The sequence below is a fragment of the Anaerotignum sp. genome, assembly GCF_030625865.1.
Taxonomy (GTDB): domain Bacteria; phylum Bacillota; class Clostridia; order Lachnospirales; family Anaerotignaceae; genus Chakrabartyella.
Genome location: NZ_DAOUQB010000038.1, coordinates 1 through 22,496 on the forward strand (window position 1 = coordinate 1; position 22,496 = coordinate 22,496).

Annotated in this window: 17 protein-coding genes; 3 read left to right on the forward strand and 14 right to left on the reverse strand. The window is 38.3% G+C overall.

Annotated features, from left to right (window positions below):
• The 12 genes from P9Q65_RS10465 to dprA form a co-directional block, all read right to left on the reverse strand.
• Positions 1-2,889, reverse strand: a 2,889-nt coding sequence (locus tag P9Q65_RS10465; protein WP_304509375.1) for a PolC-type DNA polymerase III, incomplete at its 3' end; no start/stop codon positions are given.
• Between the two features lie 26 nt (positions 2,890-2,915).
• A complete protein-coding gene (gene ispG, locus P9Q65_RS10470; RefSeq protein WP_304509376.1) occupies positions 2,916-3,965 on the reverse strand; it encodes a flavodoxin-dependent (E)-4-hydroxy-3-methylbut-2-enyl-diphosphate synthase in 1,050 nt (349 codons plus the stop codon).
• Between the two features lie 376 nt (positions 3,966-4,341).
• Positions 4,342-5,412, reverse strand: a complete 1,071-nt coding sequence (rseP, locus tag P9Q65_RS10475; protein ID WP_304509377.1) for an RIP metalloprotease RseP — start codon at positions 5,410-5,412, stop codon at positions 4,342-4,344.
• A 21-nt stretch (positions 5,413-5,433) separates the two neighbouring features.
• A complete protein-coding gene (locus P9Q65_RS10480; RefSeq protein WP_304509378.1) occupies positions 5,434-6,579 on the reverse strand; it encodes a 1-deoxy-D-xylulose-5-phosphate reductoisomerase in 1,146 nt (381 codons plus the stop codon).
• Positions 6,580-6,591: 12 nt separating this feature from the next.
• A complete protein-coding gene (locus tag P9Q65_RS10485) occupies positions 6,592-7,410 on the reverse strand; it encodes a phosphatidate cytidylyltransferase (RefSeq protein WP_304509379.1) in 819 nt (272 codons plus the stop codon).
• A 16-nt stretch (positions 7,411-7,426) separates the two neighbouring features.
• A complete protein-coding gene (locus P9Q65_RS10490; protein ID WP_304509380.1) occupies positions 7,427-8,167 on the reverse strand; it encodes an isoprenyl transferase in 741 nt (246 codons plus the stop codon).
• Between the two features lie 57 nt (positions 8,168-8,224).
• Positions 8,225-8,782 carry a ribosome recycling factor gene (gene frr, locus P9Q65_RS10495; RefSeq protein ID WP_304509381.1) on the reverse strand — a complete coding sequence of 186 codons (558 nt, stop codon included), beginning with the start codon at positions 8,780-8,782 and terminating at the stop codon, positions 8,225-8,227.
• Between the two features lie 25 nt (positions 8,783-8,807).
• The gene (pyrH, locus tag P9Q65_RS10500; protein WP_304509382.1) at positions 8,808-9,515 is read right to left on the reverse strand and encodes a UMP kinase; all 708 of its coding nucleotides are present in this window, start codon (positions 9,513-9,515) and stop codon (positions 8,808-8,810) included.
• A gap of 144 nt (positions 9,516-9,659) precedes the next feature.
• On the reverse strand, positions 9,660-10,592 hold the full coding sequence (gene tsf, locus P9Q65_RS10505) for a translation elongation factor Ts (protein WP_304509383.1): 933 nt from the start codon (positions 10,590-10,592) through the stop codon (positions 9,660-9,662).
• A 90-nt stretch (positions 10,593-10,682) separates the two neighbouring features.
• Complete coding sequence (rpsB, locus tag P9Q65_RS10510; RefSeq protein WP_304509384.1) at positions 10,683-11,405, reverse strand: 30S ribosomal protein S2; 723 nt, start codon at positions 11,403-11,405, stop codon at positions 10,683-10,685.
• A gap of 160 nt (positions 11,406-11,565) precedes the next feature.
• Complete coding sequence (gene topA / locus P9Q65_RS10515) at positions 11,566-13,701, reverse strand: type I DNA topoisomerase (RefSeq protein WP_304509391.1); 2,136 nt, start codon at positions 13,699-13,701, stop codon at positions 11,566-11,568.
• 26 nt (positions 13,702-13,727) lie between these two features.
• Positions 13,728-14,822: a DNA-processing protein DprA gene (dprA, locus tag P9Q65_RS10520; protein WP_304509385.1), complete on the reverse strand. Its 1,095-nt coding sequence runs from the start codon at positions 14,820-14,822 to the stop codon at positions 13,728-13,730.
• A gap of 198 nt (positions 14,823-15,020) precedes the next feature.
• Between dprA and P9Q65_RS10525 the strand changes: the two genes are divergently transcribed.
• Positions 15,021-16,553: a YifB family Mg chelatase-like AAA ATPase gene (locus P9Q65_RS10525; protein WP_304509386.1), complete on the forward strand. Its 1,533-nt coding sequence runs from the start codon at positions 15,021-15,023 to the stop codon at positions 16,551-16,553.
• 13 nt (positions 16,554-16,566) lie between these two features.
• Positions 16,567-17,241, forward strand: a complete 675-nt coding sequence (locus P9Q65_RS10530) for a YoaK family protein (protein WP_304509387.1) — start codon at positions 16,567-16,569, stop codon at positions 17,239-17,241.
• A gap of 57 nt (positions 17,242-17,298) precedes the next feature.
• On the opposite strand, the gene P9Q65_RS10535 is transcribed toward P9Q65_RS10530, so the two are convergent.
• Positions 17,299-18,171 carry a LysR family transcriptional regulator gene (locus P9Q65_RS10535; RefSeq protein ID WP_304509388.1) on the reverse strand — a complete coding sequence of 291 codons (873 nt, stop codon included), beginning with the start codon at positions 18,169-18,171 and terminating at the stop codon, positions 17,299-17,301.
• A gap of 173 nt (positions 18,172-18,344) precedes the next feature.
• Here P9Q65_RS10535 and P9Q65_RS10540 point away from each other — a divergent pair, with 173 nt between their 5' ends.
• Positions 18,345-19,370, forward strand: a complete 1,026-nt coding sequence (locus P9Q65_RS10540; RefSeq protein ID WP_304509389.1) for a YeiH family protein — start codon at positions 18,345-18,347, stop codon at positions 19,368-19,370.
• A 325-nt stretch (positions 19,371-19,695) separates the two neighbouring features.
• Here P9Q65_RS10540 and P9Q65_RS10545 read toward each other — a convergent pair.
• Positions 19,696-22,496 (reverse strand): S-layer homology domain-containing protein (locus P9Q65_RS10545; RefSeq protein WP_304509390.1); only part of this gene is annotated, 2,801 nt, incomplete at its 5' end.

Sequence of the window (22,496 nt, forward strand, 5' to 3'; positions counted from 1 at the left end):
AAGGAATGTTTGGAACGGAATATCATGCCCATCTTTAAGGAGCTTTTCGCCGCAAATAGGGCAGTTTTTTTCGGGCATATCACATCCGCAAGCCTCCTCCATGGCATAGGCTTTAACCGTTTCAGAATCGAAATCTGAAAACTTACAATTTGGGCAAACATAATGGGGTGGCAAGGAGTTTACCTCTGTAATTCCCGCCATATTTGCGGCAAAGGATGAACCTACGGAACCACGAGAGCCAACCAAATATCCATCCTCCACAGACTTCCATACCAGCTTCTGAGCAATAATATAAAGGACTGCATAGCCGTTACTGATAATGGAGTTTAATTCCGTTTCCAGCCTGTCCTCAACAATTGGCGGCAGTGGGTCACCATAAATAGAATGGGCTTTTTCCATGCAAATCTTTCGCAGTTCATCATCTGCCCCTTCAATTTTCGGTGGAAAGGTCTCATCGGGAATGGGCTTTATCTTTTCAATCCGATCTGCTATCACATTGGTATTTGTAATGACAACTTCTCTAGCCTTCTCTTCGCCCAAATACTGAAATTCATCCAGCATTTCCTCCGTGGTACGAAAATATAAAGGGGGTTGATTTTCAGCGTCGGAAAACCCTTCGGCTGCCATTATAATTTTCCTGTATACGGCATCATCAGGGTCAATAAAATGTACATCGCAGGTTGCAACCACAGGTTTATGATATTTTTCACCGAGACCTACAATTTTTTTATTCATTACAATCAAATCATCCATAGAGTGAATTGAATCAACCCTAGGTGAATCAATCATAAAATTATTATTCCCCAAGGGCTGGATCTCTAAATAATCATAAAAACGCACAATGTTTTCTATGACTTCTTTTGGTGCATTATCTAATAATGCCCGATAAAGCTCTCCTGCTTCACAGGCACTGCCTAAAATTAACCCCTCCCTCAGTCGTAGGAGATGGCTTTTGGGGATTCGAGGTCTCCTATAAAAATAGTCAATGTGTGATAGAGAAACTAACTCATATAAATTCCGCAAGCCTGTGTAGTTTTCAACTAAAATAATGGCATGATGTGCACGCAATTTTTTATAGTTGACCGTTCTACTGGAAAAAATATTGATTTCGTCTAGAGTAAAAACATTCTTTTCCATCAGCATATCACGGAATTTTAGGAACATCTCTGCTGTTGCCTCGGCATCGTTTACCGCTCTATGATGCCCCACCAACGAAATATTTAAATGTTCACAAATAATATTCAATTTGTGTCTGCTTAGCTGCGGTAATAAAATTCTTGCCAATTCCAAAGTATCCAAAACTGTATTTTCAACTTCTAAATTGCAATATCTCTCCGCTGCCATCCGAATAAATCCCATATCAAAACCAGCATTATGAGCTACCAACACTGCGTCATTTGCAAATTCCAAAAAAGTGGGCAATACCTCTTGTATTTTCGATGCTGTGGACACCATTTCATCAGTAATTCCGGTAAGTTTGGTTATTTCCTCTGAAATTGATTTTCCGGGGTTTACAAAAGTACTAAAGCGGTCAATAATCTTTCCATTTTGCACCTTTACAGCACCAATTTCTGTAATCATTTCCGTTTCTTTGGAAAGCCCTGTTGTTTCAATATCAAAAACTACAAAAACATCATCAAGTTTTTGTCCTTTTGGCATGGTGACGACATTACCTAAATCGTCTACCAAATATGCTTCAACCCCATAAATTACTTTTAAATCTGCCTTGCCTGCGGCATTCATAGCATCGGGGAAAGCTTGGACAACGCCATGATCCGTTATAGCAATTGCTTTATGTCCCCAATCTATGGCACGCTTGATGTAGTTCTTAACAGGGGTAACCCCATCCATACTGCTCATTTGGGTGTGGAGATGAAGTTCCACTCTTTTTTCATCACTTTGATCCATACGAGGTGGAACGGGTCTTGCCAGATTGATATTTTTTGCCATAATATCGATTTCTTTAGCATATTTATCAAACTGAACATCTCCCTGTACCCGCATGCATGCCCCAGTTTTAAAGATACCTTGCAATTCCCCATCGTATATACTTTTCTTAACAAAAAATTTAACAGTGGTCGAATCTGTTTTATCTGTAATATCAAAAGATATGATATATTTTTCGCCACTTTTTATTTCTCTGCTTTCCACATTAAAGATGCTACCTTCAATTACAACGGTTTCACCAATGGTTTTGCTTTCAGCAATGGGAATCCGATTTCCCATACATTCCTTGCCAAACAAAATTCCTTTTTGTACGGAATCTGAAATGCCTGCTGCTTCTGCTGCCGATTTTTCTTGTGCCGCTTCTGTTTGTGCTGCAACTATTTTTTCTATAAATGCACTTTCCCTTGCTTCCTTTTCTTTTGTAAACAGTTCTGCTTCTGCATTTGTTAGAGAAACGTTTTTAAACTGGGTTGTTATTCTACGTCCTGTCTCAAGTTCTATCAAATCCTGTAATTCCTTATCCAGTTTTTTTTGCGCCATAAAATATGCCATATTATTTTTTACGTAGATTAGCAGTTTTCCATCTTTAAATTTCCAATCCGCATCTGAAATAACCCCAGCACAGATTTTGCTTTGTTGAGAAATATAAGCTTTTAGGTTTTCCCAATAGCTTGATAGAAAGCCAGCATCATCTAATTCATCCAAAGAATATCTCAAGCCCAAACGAACCCCCTTAATTCCAGGCAAAGCTTGTTGCAATTCTTTTTTTAATTGCTCGGCTTGTTGAAGAGGGATTAATTTTTGAGAAATTATATCTACAGCGACAATACGCTCTTTTTTAAATATGGTAAGATTTTTTACTTCTGTTCTGCCAAAGGCCTCTTTTACCCCGACAGATAAAGAAATTTTTTGAAACACATTTTCAAATTTCTGTATTGTCATGCTGCCGCTCCTTTCTTTCGGTAAACTTAAAGCTTCTTTATTTCGTCCATTAAAGCAGATACCAATTCTTCTTCCTTTACTTTTTTAATGATTTCCCCTTTTTTAAAGAGAAGGCCTTCCCCTTTTCCTCCGGCTATGCCTACATCAGCTTCTCTTGCTTCCCCTGGTCCATTAACAACACAGCCCATTACTGCAACTTTTATGTCCTTTTCAATCCCTTGGCAAAGTTTTTCCACTTCGTTGGCAATGGAAATCAAATCTATTTGGGTTCTGCCACAGGTGGGACAGGAAACTAACTGAATTCCAAATTTTCGCAAGTTAAGGCTTTTTAATATCTCCTTTGCAGCTCGAATTTCCTCCGCAGGATCTCCCGTTAAGGAAACACGGATGGTATCTCCAATGCCTGCGGCAAGAATTGCACCGATTCCCACTGCAGATTTCACAGTGCCGTTGTAAACTGTTCCGGCTTCTGTAATTCCTACATGAATAGGATAATCGATTGCCTTGGAAAGCAATTGGTATGCCTCCAGTGAGAATAACACATCTGATGCCTTTATGGAAACCACAATATTATAAAAACCGTATTTTTCCAGAATGCGCACATGGCGTAACGCACTTTCTACCAAACCTTGTGGCGTTACCCCGCCATATTTTTGGACTAAATCTTTCTCCAAGGAGCCACTGTTTACACCAATGCGAATGGGAATCTGTTTTTCCTTTGCTTTCTCCACCACTTGCCTTATCCGACTCTCCTCACCAATATTACCAGGGTTGATTCTAACCTTATCAATGCCCAGATCCATAACCCGCAGCGCCAAGCGATAATCAAAATGAATATCTGCAACCAAAGGAATATGTATTTGTTTTTTAATTTCCGCCACTGCATTAGCAGCATCCATGTCCAAAATGGCAACGCGAACCAATTCGCAACCGGCTTCCTCCAGCTGTAAAATCTGCTTCACTGTTGCTGCCACATCCCGTGTATCTGTGTTACACATAGACTGTATAATAATTGGGTTACCACCACCAATTTTTATATTGCCGATTTCAATTTCTTTTGTCATTTTTCGAAACATTTTAAACACATCCTTTTATTTGCAAATCTAAAATAAGATTTAGATTTATTTTAGCACATTTTTTCCCAACCCCCAAATATTTGAAAAACTTTATTACAAAATAAAAGATTTTTGTAAATGCTGATTAAGCATTTAAATATGTATTTGGCTTGGTTATAGAATGACCGTAAGTTACATACAAAATATTTCTTGCGTAAAAAACGCCCAAATGATAAACATTTGAGCCATATATAACATTTTATGTAGTTTCGATTACAATTTTCTCTAAGGAAATTCAAAATTTTCTTTTTCCTTCAAACAGTGAGTTCATAGGCTTTTTACCTATAAACTCATCTGTTTCGTTCGTCAATCTGTAAAAAGAAGTTCAAACATTGTATTAAAGAAAGATTTTTACAATATCGCCATACAAGACAAATACCATTAGACCCATTAAAAAGGCAAATCCCAGAAAATGAATTTTACTTTCCAATTCAGGGTTTAAAGGCTTTCTACGTATTGCTTCCACCAACAGTAAAAGTATCCTCCCGCCGTCTAATGCAGGGATAGGGAATAGATTAAGTACCCCTAAGTTTGCACTCAAAACTGCGCCAATATATACGACATTTTGAATTGCCTCTTTCAGTCCGTAAGTCAAGCCAGCCTCGTAGCTATCACCAACCATTTTTACAATGGCGATTGGCCCACCATATTCATCTTGTTTCGCCGTAAAGGTAAATACACGAGCTAGACCCTCCGCCGTTAATTTGATATAGTTTAGCATAGAATAGTAGCTATATTCCATGGTATCAATTACGGATGTTCGGCTATAGCCCTCCATTGCCTCAGCAAATAAACCAACCTCTATTTTTGGAGAAAAGCCAATTAAATAGCCCTGACGCTCTGCATCATATTTAGGTGTTAATTTGTAGGAATACACTTGGCCGTTTCTGAGAATATCCAATCGCAATTCTTCCCCATTGTTTTTATAAACTTGGGCTTCCATTTCATCATAAATATGGATCCGTTTTCCGTTGACTCTATAAATTTGATCACCAACCTGAAGACCAAGCTCCTGTGCTGGAGTATCTGGCAAAACCTCATTGATTTGCGGTACAGCCATGTAAGAGGTGGAAGTCAGTCCAAAAATCATAATAAAAGCCAAAATAAAATTCATGAATGGACCGGCTGCCATAACAATAAATCGAATACCAACAGATTTAGCTAAAAAAGATCTAGGACCAATGGTTCCGTCATCTTCTTCTCCCTGCATACGGCAAAAGCCTCCCAAGGGCAACAGGCGTATACTATATTCTGTTTCCCCTTTTTTACGGGAGAAAATTTTTGTGCCCATGCCAATAGCAAACTCTTCAACTAAAATCCCGCTTTTTTTCGCAGCAATGAAGTGTCCGAATTCATGAGCAATCACAAGAATACCAATTAAAATTACGGAAATTATAATGGAGAACAATTTCCTGCCTCCTCTCTTTTATCAGAGCATTAGCTTTGAGGAATAACTTTTTGCCCAAGCATCAGCCTCCAATAAATCTTCTAGGGTATATTCATACTTCACAGTATATGCATTCATGGTTTGTTCTATCAGTTCTGAAATTTGTAAAAAAGTTATTTTTCCTTTTAAAAATTTTTCAACAGCAATTTCGTTTGCTCCGTTTAAGACAGCTGGTAATGTTCCGCCCACTTCCAATGCATGATATGCTAATGCTAAACATGGAAAGGTTTCTAAATCCGGTTTTTCAAAGGTTAATTTGTTTCTTTGGGTAAAATCAACCTTAGGGAAAGGATTTCTAACCCTCTTCGGATAGGTCAGGGCATATTGAATAGGTACTTTCATATCAGGCTCACCCATTTGCGCAATAATTGCTCCATCCTCATACTCAACCGCTGAATGTACTATGCTTTGGGGATGGACTAAGACCTCAATTTTGTCTGTGGATACATCAAAAAGCCACTTGGCTTCCATAACTTCCAACCCTTTGTTCATAAGGGTTGCAGAATCAATTGTAATTTTTTTACCCATAGACCAATTGGGATGCTTTAATGCGTCCGCTGCTGTAATATTCAATAAGTCTGATTTCTTTTTTCCTCTGAAAGGTCCCCCAGAAGCTGTTAATAAAATCCTGCGAATGGAATTCCCTTCATTTCCTTGTAAAGATTGAAAAATTGCGGAATGTTCACTATCTACAGGATAAATGGAGATACCTTTCTTTTTTGCCAAATCCATCACTAACTGACCTGCGGAAACAAGGGTTTCTTTATTCGCAAGGGCTATGTTCTTTCCTGCCTCAATTGCCTCAAATGTAGGTTTTAAACCTACATTACCCACAACGGATGTTACCACGGTATCCACGGAGTCAATGGTGGCAATTTCAACGAACCCTGCCATGCCACTTAAAACTCTCGTATTTGTATCAAAAAGGCGATCCCTAAGTTTTTTAGCTTGTATTTCATCCATGACAGCCACAAAACGGGGTTGTAATTTTCTAGCCTGCTTTTCCAATAATTCAATATTTTGATTTCCACTAATCCCGGCAATTTTAATGTCAGGTAAATTTTCGATTACTTCCAAAGTTTGTGTGCCAATGGAACCCGTCGAACCTAAAATTGAAATTTCTCTCATTTTCATACCTCTTTACGGTTTAACTTGAATCAAAAAAAACATGATGTAATAAAGGGCAGGAGCGGTTAAAATTACGCTGTCAAACCGATCCAATACCCCACCGTGGCCGGGAATCAGCTTGCCAAAATCTTTGATTGCAGTTAACCGCTTCATAGCTGAAGCCGCCAAATCACCGATTTGAGCCAAGAAAGAGCCAAAGAAACCCGCCAAGCCACATAGTAATAATAAATTAACACCTTCAAAAGATACCACTTTGCCAATCCATAAACCATATGCCAAAGATAGAAGTGTGGCTGTGGCAATTCCACCAATCGCTCCCTCTACTGTTTTTTTCGGACTAAGGGAAGGAATTAATTTGTGTTTACCAAAATTAATTCCAATAAAATAAGCCCCCGTATCACAGCCAAAGGCAGCAATAAAAGCCAGCCATACTAAGTATTTTCCATAGGCAAATTCACGAATTAAGTATATATGGGACAGCAAGAAAAAGGCATAAAAAAAGCCAAAAAAGCCTGTCATTCCTTCTAGAGCATTTGTTTTACTATGGTAAACTACCGTATAAATCAACAGTATCACCAAAAACAGGGAGACAAAAATGTTAAAGTAGTTATTTGCATTAATAATTTGCTCCATAAATAGGCCATAGAATAGTGCAAATACATAACCTATGACATGCAAACCTGTATTTTCCTTAGAAAATGCTTGATAGAATTCGTGCATCCCAATCAAACCCAAAATAATGATGGCGCCCTTCAACCAAAAGCTTCCGGAAACAACAACAAAAATCAGAAAAGGAAGAAGCACCAATGCGGAAATGATTCTAGTTTTCAAAGAAAATCACCTCAATTTATCTTCCGCCGAAGCGGCGTTCTCTATTCTGAAAATAGTAAATTGCTTTTTCCAAGTCTTTTTTACCAAAATCAGGCCAAAGTACATCTGTAAAATAAAATTCAGCATATGCAACTTGCCATAGCAAAAAATTGCTAATACGCTTTTCGCCACTTGTACGAATCACTAATTCAGGGTCAGGGACTCCTGCCGTATCAAGAAAGGAGCCTATCGTTTCTTCAGTAATTTCATTGGGTGTCAATTGCTCGTTGGCTACTTTCCGGGCTATTTTTTGAACACAGCGGCATAGTTCATCTCTTCCGCCGTAATTCAATGCGATATGAACAGTCATGCCATTCTTTGTTTTTGATTTTTCTTCAATTTCCTGTATTTGATCTTGAATATCCTTGTCTAAACGAGTAGTATCGCCGATTACCTGCATTCTAACATTATCTTTTAAAAATCGCTGAAAGGAATTTTTTAGATATTGACGCAATAAATCCATAATGGCAGCAACTTCTTCATCAGAGCGTTTCCAATTTTCAGTGGAAAAAGCATAAACGGTAACATGTTCTATACCTAACTTTTTCGCTTCCGTAATGACCCGTTCCAGAGCCTCAGCTCCTGCTTTGTGTCCAGCTTTTCTCGGTACAGCTCTTTTGGCTGCCCAACGCCCATTACCGTCCATAATAATTGCAATATGCTTAGGGAGCCGCAATGGATCTATGGTTAACGCTTCCCCTTTTTTCTGAAAAAACATAAATTTCCTCCGAGCAACAAAGCCCCTCTTGGTACCAGAGGGGCAGATAGTTTAATTTTATACTGCAAGAATGTCTTTGCATTTTTCGTCGCATTTTTTCTCAATATCTGCAATGAATTTATCTGTCAGTTTTTGAGTTTCTTCTTCCAGATCCTTTAATTCGTCCTCAGTCATTTCTTTTTTCTTTTCTATTTTTTTGAATGCATCTATTGCATCGCGTCTGATATTACGAACTGCAACCTTGGAATTTTCAGCTTTCTTTTTTACGTCTTTTGTCAATTCTTTTCTTCTATCTTCTGTAAGTTCAGGAAACATCAAACGAATCACTTTTCCGTCATTATTGGGGTTAAGACCCAAATCAGAAGCATTAATTGCCTTTTCGATTGCCTTCAATACACTGCTGTCCCAAGGCTGAATTTGGATAATACGTGCTTCGGGGACAGTAATATTTCCAACTTGGTTGATTGGAGTTTGTGTACCATAATATTCAACAGTAATTTTGTCAAGCACATGGGGGTTTGCACGGCCCGCACGAATTGTTATATAATCGTTCACCAAAGCTGTAACGGTTTTTAACATTTTTTCTTCATAAGGTTTTATTAATTCAGATGCCATAGCGTTTGCCTCCTATGATTATTTACTAAGAAACTGTAACAATTGTACCGATTTTTTCTCCGTTCACTGCACGGATAATACTTTTTTCTTCATTTAAGCCGAAAATAACTACTGGAATTTTTCTTTCAAAACAAAGATTTGCTGCTGCCATATCAATTACCTTAAGATTATTCTTGACAATTTCTTCCGATTTAATCATATCAATCTTTTTGGCATTTGGGTTTACCGCGGGATCGTCTTCATAAACACCATCTATGTTTTTTGCAAAAAATAGAGCATCCACATCAAGTTCGGCTCCTCTTAAGGCTGTAATTGTGTCTGTTGAGAAGAAGGGGTGTCCAAGACCTGCGGCAAAAATTAATACTTCTCCTTTTTCTAACCGTGCCAATGCAGCGCTCTTAGAAAACAACTCAGTCATAGTACCAAAAGGAATTGGCGTTTGAACGGTTGCCGAAACATCGTTTTGCCTAAAAGCATCTGCCAAATAAATAGCATTCATAACTGTTGCAAGCATGCCAATTTGATCCGCCTTTGTTCGATCCATAGCAGAAGCAGCACTTCTACCACGCCAAAAATTTCCGCCGCCCACAACAAGACAAACCTGGGTTCCATTCTTCATAACCTGCTTGATTTGGGCAATCAATCCCCCAATAATGTTATCGTCAAAAGCAACGCCTTCTTTATCTCCCGCTAGAGCCTCGCCACTTAACTTCAGGACAATTCTCTTATACATTGATAACAGCCTCCTTACCTTTCTAATGTATCACAATCCAGATAAAATTTCCACATATTTTATAAAAGTATAGGATTTTCCTAATTTTCCGTAAAAAAGAAACGCCACTCAATTGGCGTTTCTTTTCAATTTTATAGAATTTGATTAAACCATTGCTTTTGCTACTTCATCTGCAAAGTTTTCTTCTTTTTTCTCTAAACCTTCGCCGGTTTCATAGCGAACATAGCGTGTGATTTCGATGGGCGCACCCACAACTTTTGCAACGGAATCAATATATTTCTGAACTGTCAAATCACCATCTTTTACATAAGGCTGTTCAACCAAACAGAATTCCTTTAATTCTTTTTTCAATCTGCCTTCAATCATCTTTGCAATGATCTGATCAGGCTTGCTAGCATTTTTAGGATCATTTTTAGCTTGCAGTGTCAAGATTTCTGTTTCTTTTTCGATGAAATCTGCAGGCACATCTTTTTCTGTAATAAATTTAGGATTTAACGCTGCGATCTGCATTGCAACGTTTTTACCCAATTCTACTAATTCTTCGCTTTCTTTTTCGCAAGCCAATTCAATCATAACACCAATTCTACCGCCGCCATGAATATAAGAAACAAGCTTACCAGACTGTGCTTTTTCAAAGTTTTCAAAACGTCTGATGTTAAGATTTTCGCCGATAATAGCTACCTGCTGGCTCAAAGCTTCTTTTACTGTATACTGAGGATCCAAATTCCATTTTTCTTCAAAAAATGCATCCATATCAGCAGCTGTTGATTTGGAAGCCTGCTTTGCAACTGCAGCTACATAATCTTTAAAAGTCTGATTTTTTGCTACGAAATCAGTTTCAGAGTTTACTTCAATAATTGTTCCTACTTTGTTGTCATCACTCAGATAAATATCAACAATACCTTCAGAAGCAATACGTCCAGCCTTCTTTGCAGAAGCAGCAAGACCCTTCTCTCTTAAAAGTTCAACTGCTTTTTCCATATCACCGTCTGTCTCAGCCAGTGCTTTTTTACAGTCCATCATACCAACGCCTGTAAGTTCTCTTAATTCTTTTACCATTGCTGCTGTAATAGCCATGTTTTTTCCCTCCGTATTTTCTACTATAATATGAAAAGAGCTTCAGCCCGTAAGTTGGCTGAAGCTCGGGCAAATGCCTTGTAAAGTTAATTATTCAGCTGATGTTTCTTCTGGTGCTGCTGTTTCCTGTTCACCCTGTTTGGATTCTAAAACAGCATCTGCAACTTTGGAAGCAATCAGTTTTACTGCACGGATTGCATCATCGTTACCGGGAATAACATGATCAATTTCGTCCGGATCACAGTTTGTATCTACAATTGCAACAATGGGAATACCCAAAGTATGAGCTTCCTGAACTGCAATTCTTTCTTTTCTTGTATCAACAATAAAAAGCATATCAGGCACTTTTTTCATATTTTTGATACCGCCAAGGTTCTTTTCCAGCTTTTCCATTTCATGCAATAAAGCTGCAACCTCTTTTTTAGGCAGAACTTCAAAAATGCCGTCAGCCTGCATTTTTTCTAATTCTTTTAATCTTGCGATTCTTGTTTTGATGGTGCTGAAGTTTGTCAACATACCACCCAACCATCTCTGGTTAACATAGTACATTCCGCATCTTTCAGCTTCTTCTTTCAAGCATTCCTGAGCTTGTTTTTTTGTACCAACAAACAAAATTTCGCCGCCGTCTGCAATTGTTTTGCAAATTTCAGCATAAGCATCATCAACTTTTTTTACAGTTTTCTGTAAATCAATGATATAAATACCATTTCTTTCTGCAAAGATGTATTCCGCCATTTTGGGGTTCCATCTTCTTGTCTGATGTCCAAAATGAACACCTGCTTCTAATAATTGTTTCATTGAAATTACGCTCATAGCGCACCTCCTGTGGTTAGTCCTCCGCATTATCTTCCAAAAGAAACCGACCCTGTCGGCACCGTTCCATTGGCAATAGATGCGTGTGTTTTAAAGTTACCTATGGGATTATAACATAAACAAAAGTAAAAAACAACCATAAAATTAATTTTTCCGAAAATTAAGATTCACCTTCAACAGGATTTTCTTTTATATAACCGCATTTTTCATTGGAACAAACAATTTTTACGTTTTTCCTTCCCTTTTCTACTAAAAAGCTGCCACAAACAGGACATTTTTCTCCCGTTGGCTTATTCCAAGACATAAAACCACACTCAGGATTGTTTTCACACCCGAAATATGCACGGCCTTTTTTCGTTTTTTTAATGAGTACTTTTCCGCCGCATTCAGGACAGTTTACACCTGCCTCTTCAAAGAAAGGTTTGGCATTTTGACACTCAGGAAAACCGGGACAAGCCAAGAACTTTCCATACCTCCCATATTTAATCACCATATTTCTGCCACATTTTTCACATATGACATCGCTTACTTCGTCTTTAATTTCAACCTTGGCCAGTTTTTCTCTCGCATCCTCTACACAGTCTTTAAACTCCGGATAAAAATCACGAATAATCTGTTTCCACTCTTCATGACCATTTTCCACTTCATCCAGACGCTTCTCCATATTTGCAGTAAAATCAACGTCCACTATTTCAGAAAAATAGCTTTTCATAATATTATTAACAACTTCCCCCAACTCTGTAGGATAGAGGTTTTTTGATTCTTTGGTAACATAATGACGTGCCTGAATTGTGGTTAAAGTAGGTGCATAGGTACTGGGACGGCCAACACCGATTTCTTCCAAAGTTTTGATTAAAGATGCATCGGTGAACCTAGCCGGTGGCTGCGTAAAATGTTGCTCGGGCAAAAGTTCTTCCGTCTTTAAAAGATCGCCTTTTTCCAAAAGGGGAATCATTTTTTCATCCTCTTCTTCGCCTTTGTTATATGCCTCCAAAAAGCCTTTGAATTTTAAGCTCGAACCCGAACTTCTAAAAGAGTATTCACCTGCTTTAAGCTTCACAGAAAGAGTGTCATACACAGCTGGGCTCATTTGGCTGGCAACAAAACGTTCCCATATTAATTTATATAAGCGGAATTGATCTTTTGACAAAGAATCCTTGATACTTTCAGGGGTACGCAATACTTCTGTGGGACGAATTGCTTCATGAGCATCCTGAGTTTTACCTTTCGATTTGTACACAATTCTTTCTGGATTCACATATAGCTCGCCGTATTCTTCTTTAATAAATGCTACCACTGAATCATATGCTTCATCAGAAATACGGAAGGAGTCCGTACGGATATAAGAAACCAAACCTACAGTGCCTTCCCCTTTAATATTAATACCCTCGTAAAGCTGCTGGGCAATCATCATGGTTTTTTGTGATGCCATATTCAAGTGCTTACTTGCTTCCTGCTGCAAGGTACTGGTGGTAAAGGGGGCAACAGGCTTTTTTTGACGAGTGCCGGTTTTTACATCCGTCACCTGAAAAGATTGACCTTCTAGCCCTTTCATAACCCCATCTGTCGTTTGGCTATCAGACAATTCCATTTTTTCATCGTCTTTGCCGTAAAACTTAGCCTCAAGCCGCTTTCCATTTTTATCTGAAAGCTTTGCAACCAATGACCAGTACTCTGTGGGTATAAAAGCTAATATTTCTTCTTCTCGATCACAAATTATACGCAATGCTACGGATTGTACACGGCCGCCGGAAAGCCCTTTTTTTACTTTCTGCCACAGCAAATCGCTAATGGTGTAACCCACCATTCTATCAAGGACACGCCTTGCCTGCTGGGCATCCACCAAATCCATATCAATATTTCGTGCTTCGCCGATGGAACGTTTTACCGCTGTTTTAGTAATCTCGTTAAATGTGATACGGCTGATATCCTTTTCCTCTCCAAGGTTTAACGCATGAACCAAATGCCAGCTAATAGCCTCACCTTCGCGGTCAGGGTCAGTTGCGAGAAATACTTTATCCGCATTTTTCGCATCTCTGCGCAACTTGCTTAATAAATCTCCTTTCCCACGAATTGTAATATATTTCGGTTCAAAATCATTTTCCACGTCAATCCCCATTTGGCTCTTTGGCAAATCACGGATATGCCCCATAGAGGCTTCAATTTTATAACTAGTGCCTAGAAATTTACCTATGGTGGCAGCCTTTGCGGGGGACTCTACAATAACGAGATATTTTTTTGATGTTTTCGCTTTTTTTCCTGTGGACTTCGTTGTTTTATTCTTTTTTTCTGTCATTTCTTTTGTCATACTTCACCTCAAAATTAACCTTCCCTGATATATCCTGCCTGGGGAACTTTTCTTATATATCCTGCAATCTCCAATAGGGAAAGCATATACTGCACTTCCTGTATATTTTTATGCATCCTCCTGCAAATAGTTTCTGCCAAAACCGGTTCTTTATCTAAAATTTGATCATAGATTTTTTTTTCTTCCGGGGTCAGCTTCGCTGCCACTTGCTTTGATATCATCTGCTTTTCATAATCATTATAAGTAATGCCCAAATCAAATAGAATATCATTCGTTTCTGTAATAACCGGACACCCTTGTTTAATTAAATTATTTGTTCCTTCACTTAATGCACTGGTGATATTCCCAGGGACAACAAAAACATCTCTGCCACTTTCCAATGCCATATCAGCGGTGATTAGCGTTCCGCTTTTTTTCCCTGCTTCTACAACCACCACAATTTTAGACAGCCCTGCAATAATTCGATTACGATTTGGAAAATGATGGGGAGAGGGCTCTGTACCCGGCGGATATTCCGAGATTAAACAACCGTTTTCTATAATTCTTTCCATCAATTCCCTGTTTTCGGATGGATAACAAATGTCCACACCGTTTCCAAGTACAGCAATGGTTTGACCTCCACCATCTAGTATTCCTTTATGCGCCATGGCATCAATGCCTTTTGCCATACCACTTACTACAATAATATTGGCTTTTCCAAGATCCATAGCAGTCTGATACGCCACACCGGCTCCATAACGGGAACAACGCCTAGCTCCTACCAAAGAAACTTTATCAATATCATCCTCGGGTAATGTACCTTTAACATAAATACCAATGGGTGGACTGTATATTTCTTTTAATAAACGAGGGTAGCGTGTGTGGAAAAGAGAATAGAATTGTATTTCTTTTGCTTCTAATTCTTCAATCCAACAATTCAACATTTCCTCATCTCTGGCACAGAGAATTGCATCTATGGTTTTTTCCGGAATTCCTTTGATGGCAGCAAGTTGATCTCGCTCAGCCTTCCACACGGCCTCTGCGCTTTGAAAATAGTCCAAAAGCATATGAATACGTTTGATACCAATCCCTTCAACTCTTGAAAGCCACATCAAATAGTATTCTTCCATAGAAGCACACCTCCTTACACTGAGTTACGTCCTTAACTATATAACCTTTTTTTTTAAAATTCAATAAGAAATTACATACTTAGAAAAAATTTCAGTAAATATGAATATTAATTAGTAGAAATACACTAAAAATATTGCAAATTTTAGTAATTATTGATATCATATTTTTATCGTTAAGAAAGAAATGAGGCGTATATCATGCTTTCTATCATTAAAAGCTCTGCATTATTAGGCATAGACAGTTATCCTGTTTCCGTAGAAGTGGATTTAAGTAGCGGTTTGCCTTCTTTTGATATTGTTGGACTACCTGATTCAGCGGTAAAGGAATCTCGAGAAAGAGTTCGTACCGCTGTAAAAAATTCAGGATTTACCTTTCCTGTGAAACATATTACTGTAAACCTCGCCCCAGCAGATACCCGCAAAGAGGGAGCTTCCTTTGATTTACCTATTGCTCTAGGAATTCTTTGCGCCTGTGGCGCTTTAAATAGTAGTGTTGCCGATGATTATTTTGTAACAGGAGAACTCTCTTTAGATGGCTCTGTAAGGCCTGTAAATGGGGTTCTGCCAATGGTTTACGGGGCAAAGCAAAATGGAATCAAAAAATGCTTTGTACCAGGGGAAAATATGGAGGAGGCAGCTCTAGTTGAAGGAATTGCCGTTTATCCTGTTCAAAATTTAAAAGATTTGGTTGAACATTTATCGGGGAAAAATAAAATTATTCCCTATTCTGTTGACCTTAATACATTGTTCCACCAAAAACAAACCTCTAACTTTCTTGATTTTGCCCATGTAAAAGGTCAGGAAAATGCAAAGCGCGCCATGGAAATTGCTGCCGCAGGTGGGCATAATTTTTTAATGATCGGTCCCCCTGGTTCAGGTAAAACGATGCTTGCAAAACGTCTTCCATCCATTTTACCGGATTTGACATTTGAAGAGAGCATTGAAATTACAAAAATTTATAGCGTAGCAGGGCTGTTGCGAAATAAAAGCTCTTTAGTCCGTACCCGTCCCTTTCGCTCCCCTCACCACACAATTTCTGCCTCTGCGCTAACCGGAGGAGGACGTATTCCAAAGCCCGGAGAAATATCCTTATCTCACCACGGCGTACTGTTTCTTGATGAATTGCCGGAGTTTCAAAGACCCGCTCTGGAAATCATGCGTCAGCCCCTTGAGGATGGAGAAGTAACTATTGCCAGAGTAAATGGCACTTTAACATTCCCCTCGGATTTTATGCTGGTTGCTGCTATGAATCCATGTCCATGCGGATATTTAGGGGATGGTAACAAATGCCATTGTTCTATGAATGAAATTATAAAATATCGTCGTAAAATCAGCGGTCCTCTTTTAGACCGAATCGATATTATGGTTGAAATGCCTGCGGTAACTTATGAAGATTTAAATGAAATGGAAATGGGTGAGCCTTCCGCTAAAATCAAGGAGCGGGTTTTAACGGCACATAAAATTCAGTTGGCACGCTATCAAAAGGAAGGAATTTTTTTCAATGCCCAACTTAGTGCAGCACAAATCGAAAAATTCTGCTCCTTAGGGACAAAAGAAAAAGAGGTGCTCCGTAACGCCTTTGAACGCATGGACTTAAGCGCCAGAGCTTATCATAAAATATTAAAGGTGGCCAGAACCGTTGCAGATTTAGCCGGCAGTGAGGAAATTAAGTTACCCCATCTGGCAGAAGTTTTACAATACCGCTCACTGGATCGAAAATATTTGTTTTAATAAGGAGTTTACAATGAAACAATGGAAAGAGCAAATGTCCGAAAGTTTCCGCATCGGTGCCCTTCTGGCATTTGCAGGTGGTTTTTTTGATTCTTATACCTATATTGCAAGAGGGGGTGTCTTTGCAAATGCTCAAACAGGAAATATGATTTTGTTGGCAATACAGCTTGTAGAGGGACATTTTTTTCATGCCTTATACTATTTGATACCAATTTTTGCTTTTGTTTGCGGCATATTTCTTAGCGAATATATTAGACGTCGTTTTTATCAAAAGCAACGTCTTCATTGGCGGCAAATTGTGCTGTTTGTTGAAATTATCATATTAGTTATTGTTGCCTTTCTTCCTAATGGAAAAGGTGATATCTTAGCTAATGTTTTTATTTCCTTTATCTGTGCCATGCAAGTACAAGGCTTTCGTTCCATGCATGGAATGCCCTATGCAACAACAATGTGTACAGGTAACCTTAGAAGCGGCACGGATCAGCTAGTACGTCTTGTATTTGAAAAAGACAACACAGCCGGGAAAAAAGCATTTTTATATTTTAGTGTGATTATTATTTTTATCTCGGGGGCGGCAACGGGCGCATTGGTAACACCTATTGTGGGGATAAAATCAGTTCTTTTTTGTTGTATCTTATTAGTCTTGGCTTTAATTATGCTCTTTTTACAGAAGGAATTTATAGACTAAAAAAGGATATGTGGAAAACTTCTTTTCCCCATATCTTTTTTATTTATCCAACTAATTTTATTCCATTCCAACGCATTTATTGTAGAAGCTCATTATTTTATCTTGATCCAAATTGTTTTTCAAATAAACAAATTGCAAGGAGTGGCTCACTTGATAGTTCGTAATATTAAGTACCCCCAGTTTACCCCCGCGAATTTCCTTTTCTGCTACTGCTTCATACATAAACGAAACGGCGTTGGTATTTTCCAGGAGATGCTTTATTAATACAAAACTGCTTACTTCCCAAGTAGAATCAAACGAACTGATGGAGTCATTTTGCTGTGCCAAATAGCTCTCAAAAATTGCTCTGGTGCCTGAACCTAGTTCTCTTAAGATAAGTGGATAAGAATATAGTTCAGACAGTTCAATTTTCTTCTGCAACAGTGGATGTTTTTTTGACACAACTGGGATAAAATTCGCAACACAAAATTCTTCCGCCTCAAATAGTTTCCGATCAAAAATACCTTCAATAAAAGCCGCATCCAACTTTCCTTCCAGCAAGCTTTCCAATAATATCTTTGTATTTGCAACCGTGATATTTAAACCCTCATCTTTTTTATCTAAATAAGAAAATAGCAAAGGCGGTAAATAATAATCAGCAATGGAAAGGGTGCTGCCAATATATAAAGGACGCTGATTTCCTCCCAGCTTTTCCGTTAGCTGTCTTTCGTTGGATTGTTGCATTTTGGTATAATGAAGAAAAAAAGCCCCGTTTTTTGTTAATCTCATAGCCCTTCCCTCCTGGGTAAACAACTGACAGCCATAGTATTCCTCTAATTTTTGTATTTGCTGAGTAACCGCAGGCTGTGTCATGTGTAACACCCTTGCCGCAGCGGTATAACTCCCAGTTTCTACGACAGCCAAAAATGTTGTCAGTTTCTGATCTAACATGAAGACACCCTCTTAATCTTTTAAAATAATTTCTATATCCCTACATATTAAACTTATTCTACGCAAAAGTATAACATAATTTTATATTTAATAAAATATGATAATTTGTAATTATCAAAAAAATGTGATAGATTATTATCAAAGTAAAAAGAAACAAAAGCGGAGGAATTTTTATGAACAAAATTATTAAAGTTTTACCCGGCTTCCTAATGTCCCTTATCATTGCGGCAATTGCACAATTTTTGGAGGGGTTGTTACCCATACACCTAATTGGTGGTTCGGTTATCGCCCTATTTATCGGAATGATAATCAATCAAATGTATAAGCCAAACTCTACAACAAAACCGGGAATTGTTTTCACCTCAAAAAAAGTTTTAAAATTTGCTATCGTATTACTGGGAGCATCCTTAAGTATTGGGACTATTTTGCAGGTAGGAAGACTTTCCTTAACTGTAATGGTTTTTACTTTACTTACCTGTTTCGGAGGTGGGTATTTTATTGGGAAAGCGTTGGGATTGGATTGGAAGCTTTCTAATTTAATTTCTGCTGGGACGGGGATTTGCGGTGGATCTGCTATCGCTGCAATTGCTCCTGTTATTGATGCAGAAGATAAAGATATTGCTTATGCAATTAGTGCGACGTTCCTGTTTGATATGGCTATGATCGTTCTCTTCCCCATTATGGGAAAGGCTTTTGGCTTGAGTGATATGGCATACGGACTTTGGGCAGGAACGGCAGTAAACGACACTTCCAGTGTAGTTGCCGCTGGCTATGCTTTTTCGGAAGCCGCAGGGGATTTCGCAACTATGGTAAAACTGACAAGAACTCTTTCCATCATACCAACGGTATTAGTATTTGCTTTAATACATATTCAATTAAAAAGAAAGGAATTGGCAACTGCTGAACAACTGGATTTATCATCTCAGGTGAAGTTTACAAAAATTTTCCCTTGGTTTATTCTGTTTTTTGTGGCAATGTCAATTTTAAATAGTGTAGGCTTTATTCCCATAGAGGTTTCCGCAACATTAAAAAATATCAGTAAGTTTCTCATGGTAGGCGCCCTTGGTGCCATTGGGCTAAACACGGATTTTAAAGAAATGAAAAAATCCGGTTTTCAGCCTATGATCCATGGCTTCATTATTTCCCTGCTGGTTGTTGTAGTTGCCTTTGCCGTAGAATATGCCATTGGAATTATTTAAACATACGTTTTACATTTTAAAATAAGATTATTTTCCGCCTGCTGTACTTAATTAGTATAACAGGCTATTTTTTTCTCAAATCAAAGAAAATAAGGAGAATCAACATATTATAATGCTTTTTGAACCTCCACTAAGTTTCTTTATCTATACTGAAAATAATGTGTACCCTTTATAATTTATATAAAAACCTATGTGCCTTATTACAAAATGAATGCACATCTAATCCATTTAAAATATTTATATAGAAAATGCCCTTACCTCAAGAAAATTTTCCGTGGTAAGGGCATTTTTGTTTATTTCTTAATTACTTCCCCAATATCAGCCTTTAATCCCAGGTTTTATCCGGTGTAATTGCTGTCCAAGTTTCATCACCAGTTGGTGTTTCCCTTGTGTAATCATGGGAATTTGTTGCTTCCATTACAGCCTCATAATACCAAGCATCTTCACTATTATCAGACCAGTACTTAGCATTTTCAAGCAAGCCTTCTTTGCTTACCTTTCTATTTAAAACAGAATTAATTAAAGTCATTGCTTCCGCCCTAGTAATATAATCATTAGGATGGAAGGTACCATCTGGATAACCACTAATCCAACCCTTTAATGCTGCTGAATTAATAAAGTCTTTTGCCCAATGGTTTTCAATGTCTGAAAATTGGTTTGTGTCTGTTTTGCTCAGATTATCAAACTTCGATACAATAACCGCAAATTCTGCTCTCGTAATTGAATTGCCAGGTCTAAACTCGCCATTTGGATAGCCCGCAATGACTCCACCGTTTGACAGAGTAGCAATACTTGTATTTGACCATCTCTGGCCTGACACATCAGGGAAATCCTGGGTTGTGGACTTCATATTTGCTCTGACATCATCACTTAATAAACGATAGAAAATCGCAGCAACCTCTTCACGGCTAATTCTGTTCGTAGGCCTTACAGTGCCATCCTTATAGCCGAAGATATATGCAAAATGGTCGATTACATTCAAACCATCTGCCAAAGGCACTTCTTCGTCAAGGATTGTTACTTCTTCACCAAAATCACTTCCGTTATCGGAGGAGCTTCCAGGATCCGACGTACCTCCAGAATCGCTCTTCTTTTTCCTATATACAAATTCCACTTCATTCTTTCCTGTTTGGGAAAAATCTAACGTTATGCTTCGTGAAGTAGATACGACTTCGCCATTTACTGTTACAGATCTTAGTTTTGTGTATCTTCCGCTGTTAACAGCATTAACAACAACACTATCATCGTCAACATTTGCCTTGGATTGCGTTGTATCATATACTGTATTGTCTCCGTACACATGTTTTACAATCAGATCGTTCTTTTCATAGATAATACTCAAAGTATTACCGTCCTCACTAATTGTAATTGGTAATTCTGTAGGATCACCATTTATCTGATACTCTTTGAATTTGTAGCCCTGTGGTGCATTTAATACTACAGACTCAATATTGGGTTCTCTCTTCAATACAGAATCAGGAACTGTTTCAAAAGGAGTATCCGAGCCTTCCAAGTAATGTTCCACAGTAAAATTCCACACCTCTTCGTTAGGTGTCCATTCCGCTTTCAGCTTCACATCACTATCAGGCATGATAAATGTGCCATCTGTAACTTCAACTGCATCATCAACAACTTTCCATCCGTTAAAGTCATAGCCGTCTCTCTGAGGTACTTGGGTAGAAATTTCAATTTCATCACCTTTATATTGATCAGAGATATTCTCCGGCATATTCTTTACTGTACCATCGGAAATATACTGAACAGTACGTTCTGCTAATTTTTCGTATCCATATTTAATCCAGATACAATTGTTAGGCATTTTTCCACTAAGCGTACCATCTTCGGTTAACGTAATATCATACTCATCCTTCAACTTCTGAATCAGTTCTGCTGTTGTTGTCGCTTCTAGCTTATTCTCATCTACATATACAGAGATATTAGTCAATTCATAGCCTCTTTTAGGGGCATTTGCTTGACTGCTAATTGTATCATCAGCTTCCTTTTTATCATAATTTATAGATTCGTTGGGATAAGAACCGCCGTTTAAATCCGCGTGTTCTACAACAAAGGTATAAATATCATCAAACTCTGCATTGAATGTTAAATTACTTGTTACTGTTTCAGGGAAATCTGCATTCCATCCTGTAAACTTATAATCATGGCTATACTCACCTTCACGCAATTTTCCTTGAACATTTGGAACTTGGTCTGCGATAGATGCCCAAGTTGTACCATTGGAGAGACCTGAAATAGTCACAGGGCTGGTTGTACCTTCTGCCGCTTTCGTTGTATTAATGATAAAGTTGACATTTAGCAGAGGGGAGAATTTTGCAAGATACGTCATATTGTCTAATACTTCTGTATCTTGTGTTGGAGTTTCCTGAACTTCTTCGGTTCCTGACTCACCTTCGGTCACCTTATACCATGCATTAAACTCATAACCGGTGTTGGCATTTGCAGAAGGAATTGTTCTGCCTATGGTATTACCAATCAAGATAGGGTCTGTAACAACATCCTTAGTATCGCCATTAAGCGTACCATTTCCGTCTGTTTTAAATGTTACTGTTGCCCAATCTTCATCCTTGATAACAATTTTAGCATACAGAACTGTATTTCCACTAATTGTATCACCAAAATTAAAAGCTTTTGTACATGCTTCATCGGTATACCAACCTTCAAGCTTATATCCACGTTGGATATCGGCTATTGCTGTTGCTGTTGGATCTTTAGCCATTTTCCCATTCTGGATAGATTGGCTATCAGGTTTTACGACACCAAAGAATTGTTCAACTCCCTCAACCATAATACCTTTAATCTGGAAAGTTACATCTGCCATGTCTTCAGTCCATACTGCTGTATAAACCAAGCCATTGTCAGGAATAACGTCGCTGTCACCAAGAATTGTATTATCCCAAACTCCATCAGCTAATTTCCAGCCGATTTCATTTTGAACGGGATTTGCAGGTACTTGAGCGCTATAGTTGGACCATGCTGTACCTTTAATTACATCCAATACAACGTCTGTCGTTGTACTGTCTGCCCATTTTCCATGGTCTCCTACTTTAAAGGTGATTGTTGTCCAATCTTCCTCTTTCTCAACTACTTTTGCATACAGTTTGGTATCCT

What these genes read in the sequence shown, in the direction of transcription:
- ispG (WP_304509376.1), bottom strand. Translation starts at nt 3,965, where the DNA reads ATGTTTCGAAAAATGACAAAAGAAATTGAAATCGGCAATATAAAAATT.
- P9Q65_RS10480 (WP_304509378.1), bottom strand. Translation starts at nt 6,579, where the DNA reads ATGAGAGAAATTTCAATTTTAGGTTCGACGGGTTCCATTGGCACACAA.
- P9Q65_RS10490 (WP_304509380.1), bottom strand. Translation starts at nt 8,167, where the DNA reads ATGTTTTTTCAGAAAAAAGGGGAAGCGTTAACCATAGATCCATTGCGG.
- frr (WP_304509381.1), bottom strand. Translation starts at nt 8,782, where the DNA reads ATGGCATCTGAATTAATAAAACCTTATGAAGAAAAAATGTTAAAAACC.
- pyrH (WP_304509382.1), bottom strand. Translation starts at nt 9,515, where the DNA reads ATGTATAAGAGAATTGTCCTGAAGTTAAGTGGCGAGGCTCTAGCGGGA.
- tsf (WP_304509383.1), bottom strand. Translation starts at nt 10,592, where the DNA reads ATGGCTATTACAGCAGCAATGGTAAAAGAATTAAGAGAACTTACAGGC.
- rpsB (WP_304509384.1), bottom strand. Translation starts at nt 11,405, where the DNA reads ATGAGCGTAATTTCAATGAAACAATTATTAGAAGCAGGTGTTCATTTT.
- topA (WP_304509391.1), bottom strand. Translation starts at nt 13,701, where the DNA reads ATGACAGAAAAAAAGAATAAAACAACGAAGTCCACAGGAAAAAAAGCG.
- dprA (WP_304509385.1), bottom strand. Translation starts at nt 14,822, where the DNA reads ATGGAAGAATACTATTTGATGTGGCTTTCAAGAGTTGAAGGGATTGGT.
- P9Q65_RS10525 (WP_304509386.1), top strand. Translation starts at nt 15,021, where the DNA reads ATGCTTTCTATCATTAAAAGCTCTGCATTATTAGGCATAGACAGTTAT.
- P9Q65_RS10530 (WP_304509387.1), top strand. Translation starts at nt 16,567, where the DNA reads ATGAAACAATGGAAAGAGCAAATGTCCGAAAGTTTCCGCATCGGTGCC.
- P9Q65_RS10535 (WP_304509388.1), bottom strand. Translation starts at nt 18,171, where the DNA reads ATGTTAGATCAGAAACTGACAACATTTTTGGCTGTCGTAGAAACTGGG.
- P9Q65_RS10540 (WP_304509389.1), top strand. Translation starts at nt 18,345, where the DNA reads ATGAACAAAATTATTAAAGTTTTACCCGGCTTCCTAATGTCCCTTATC.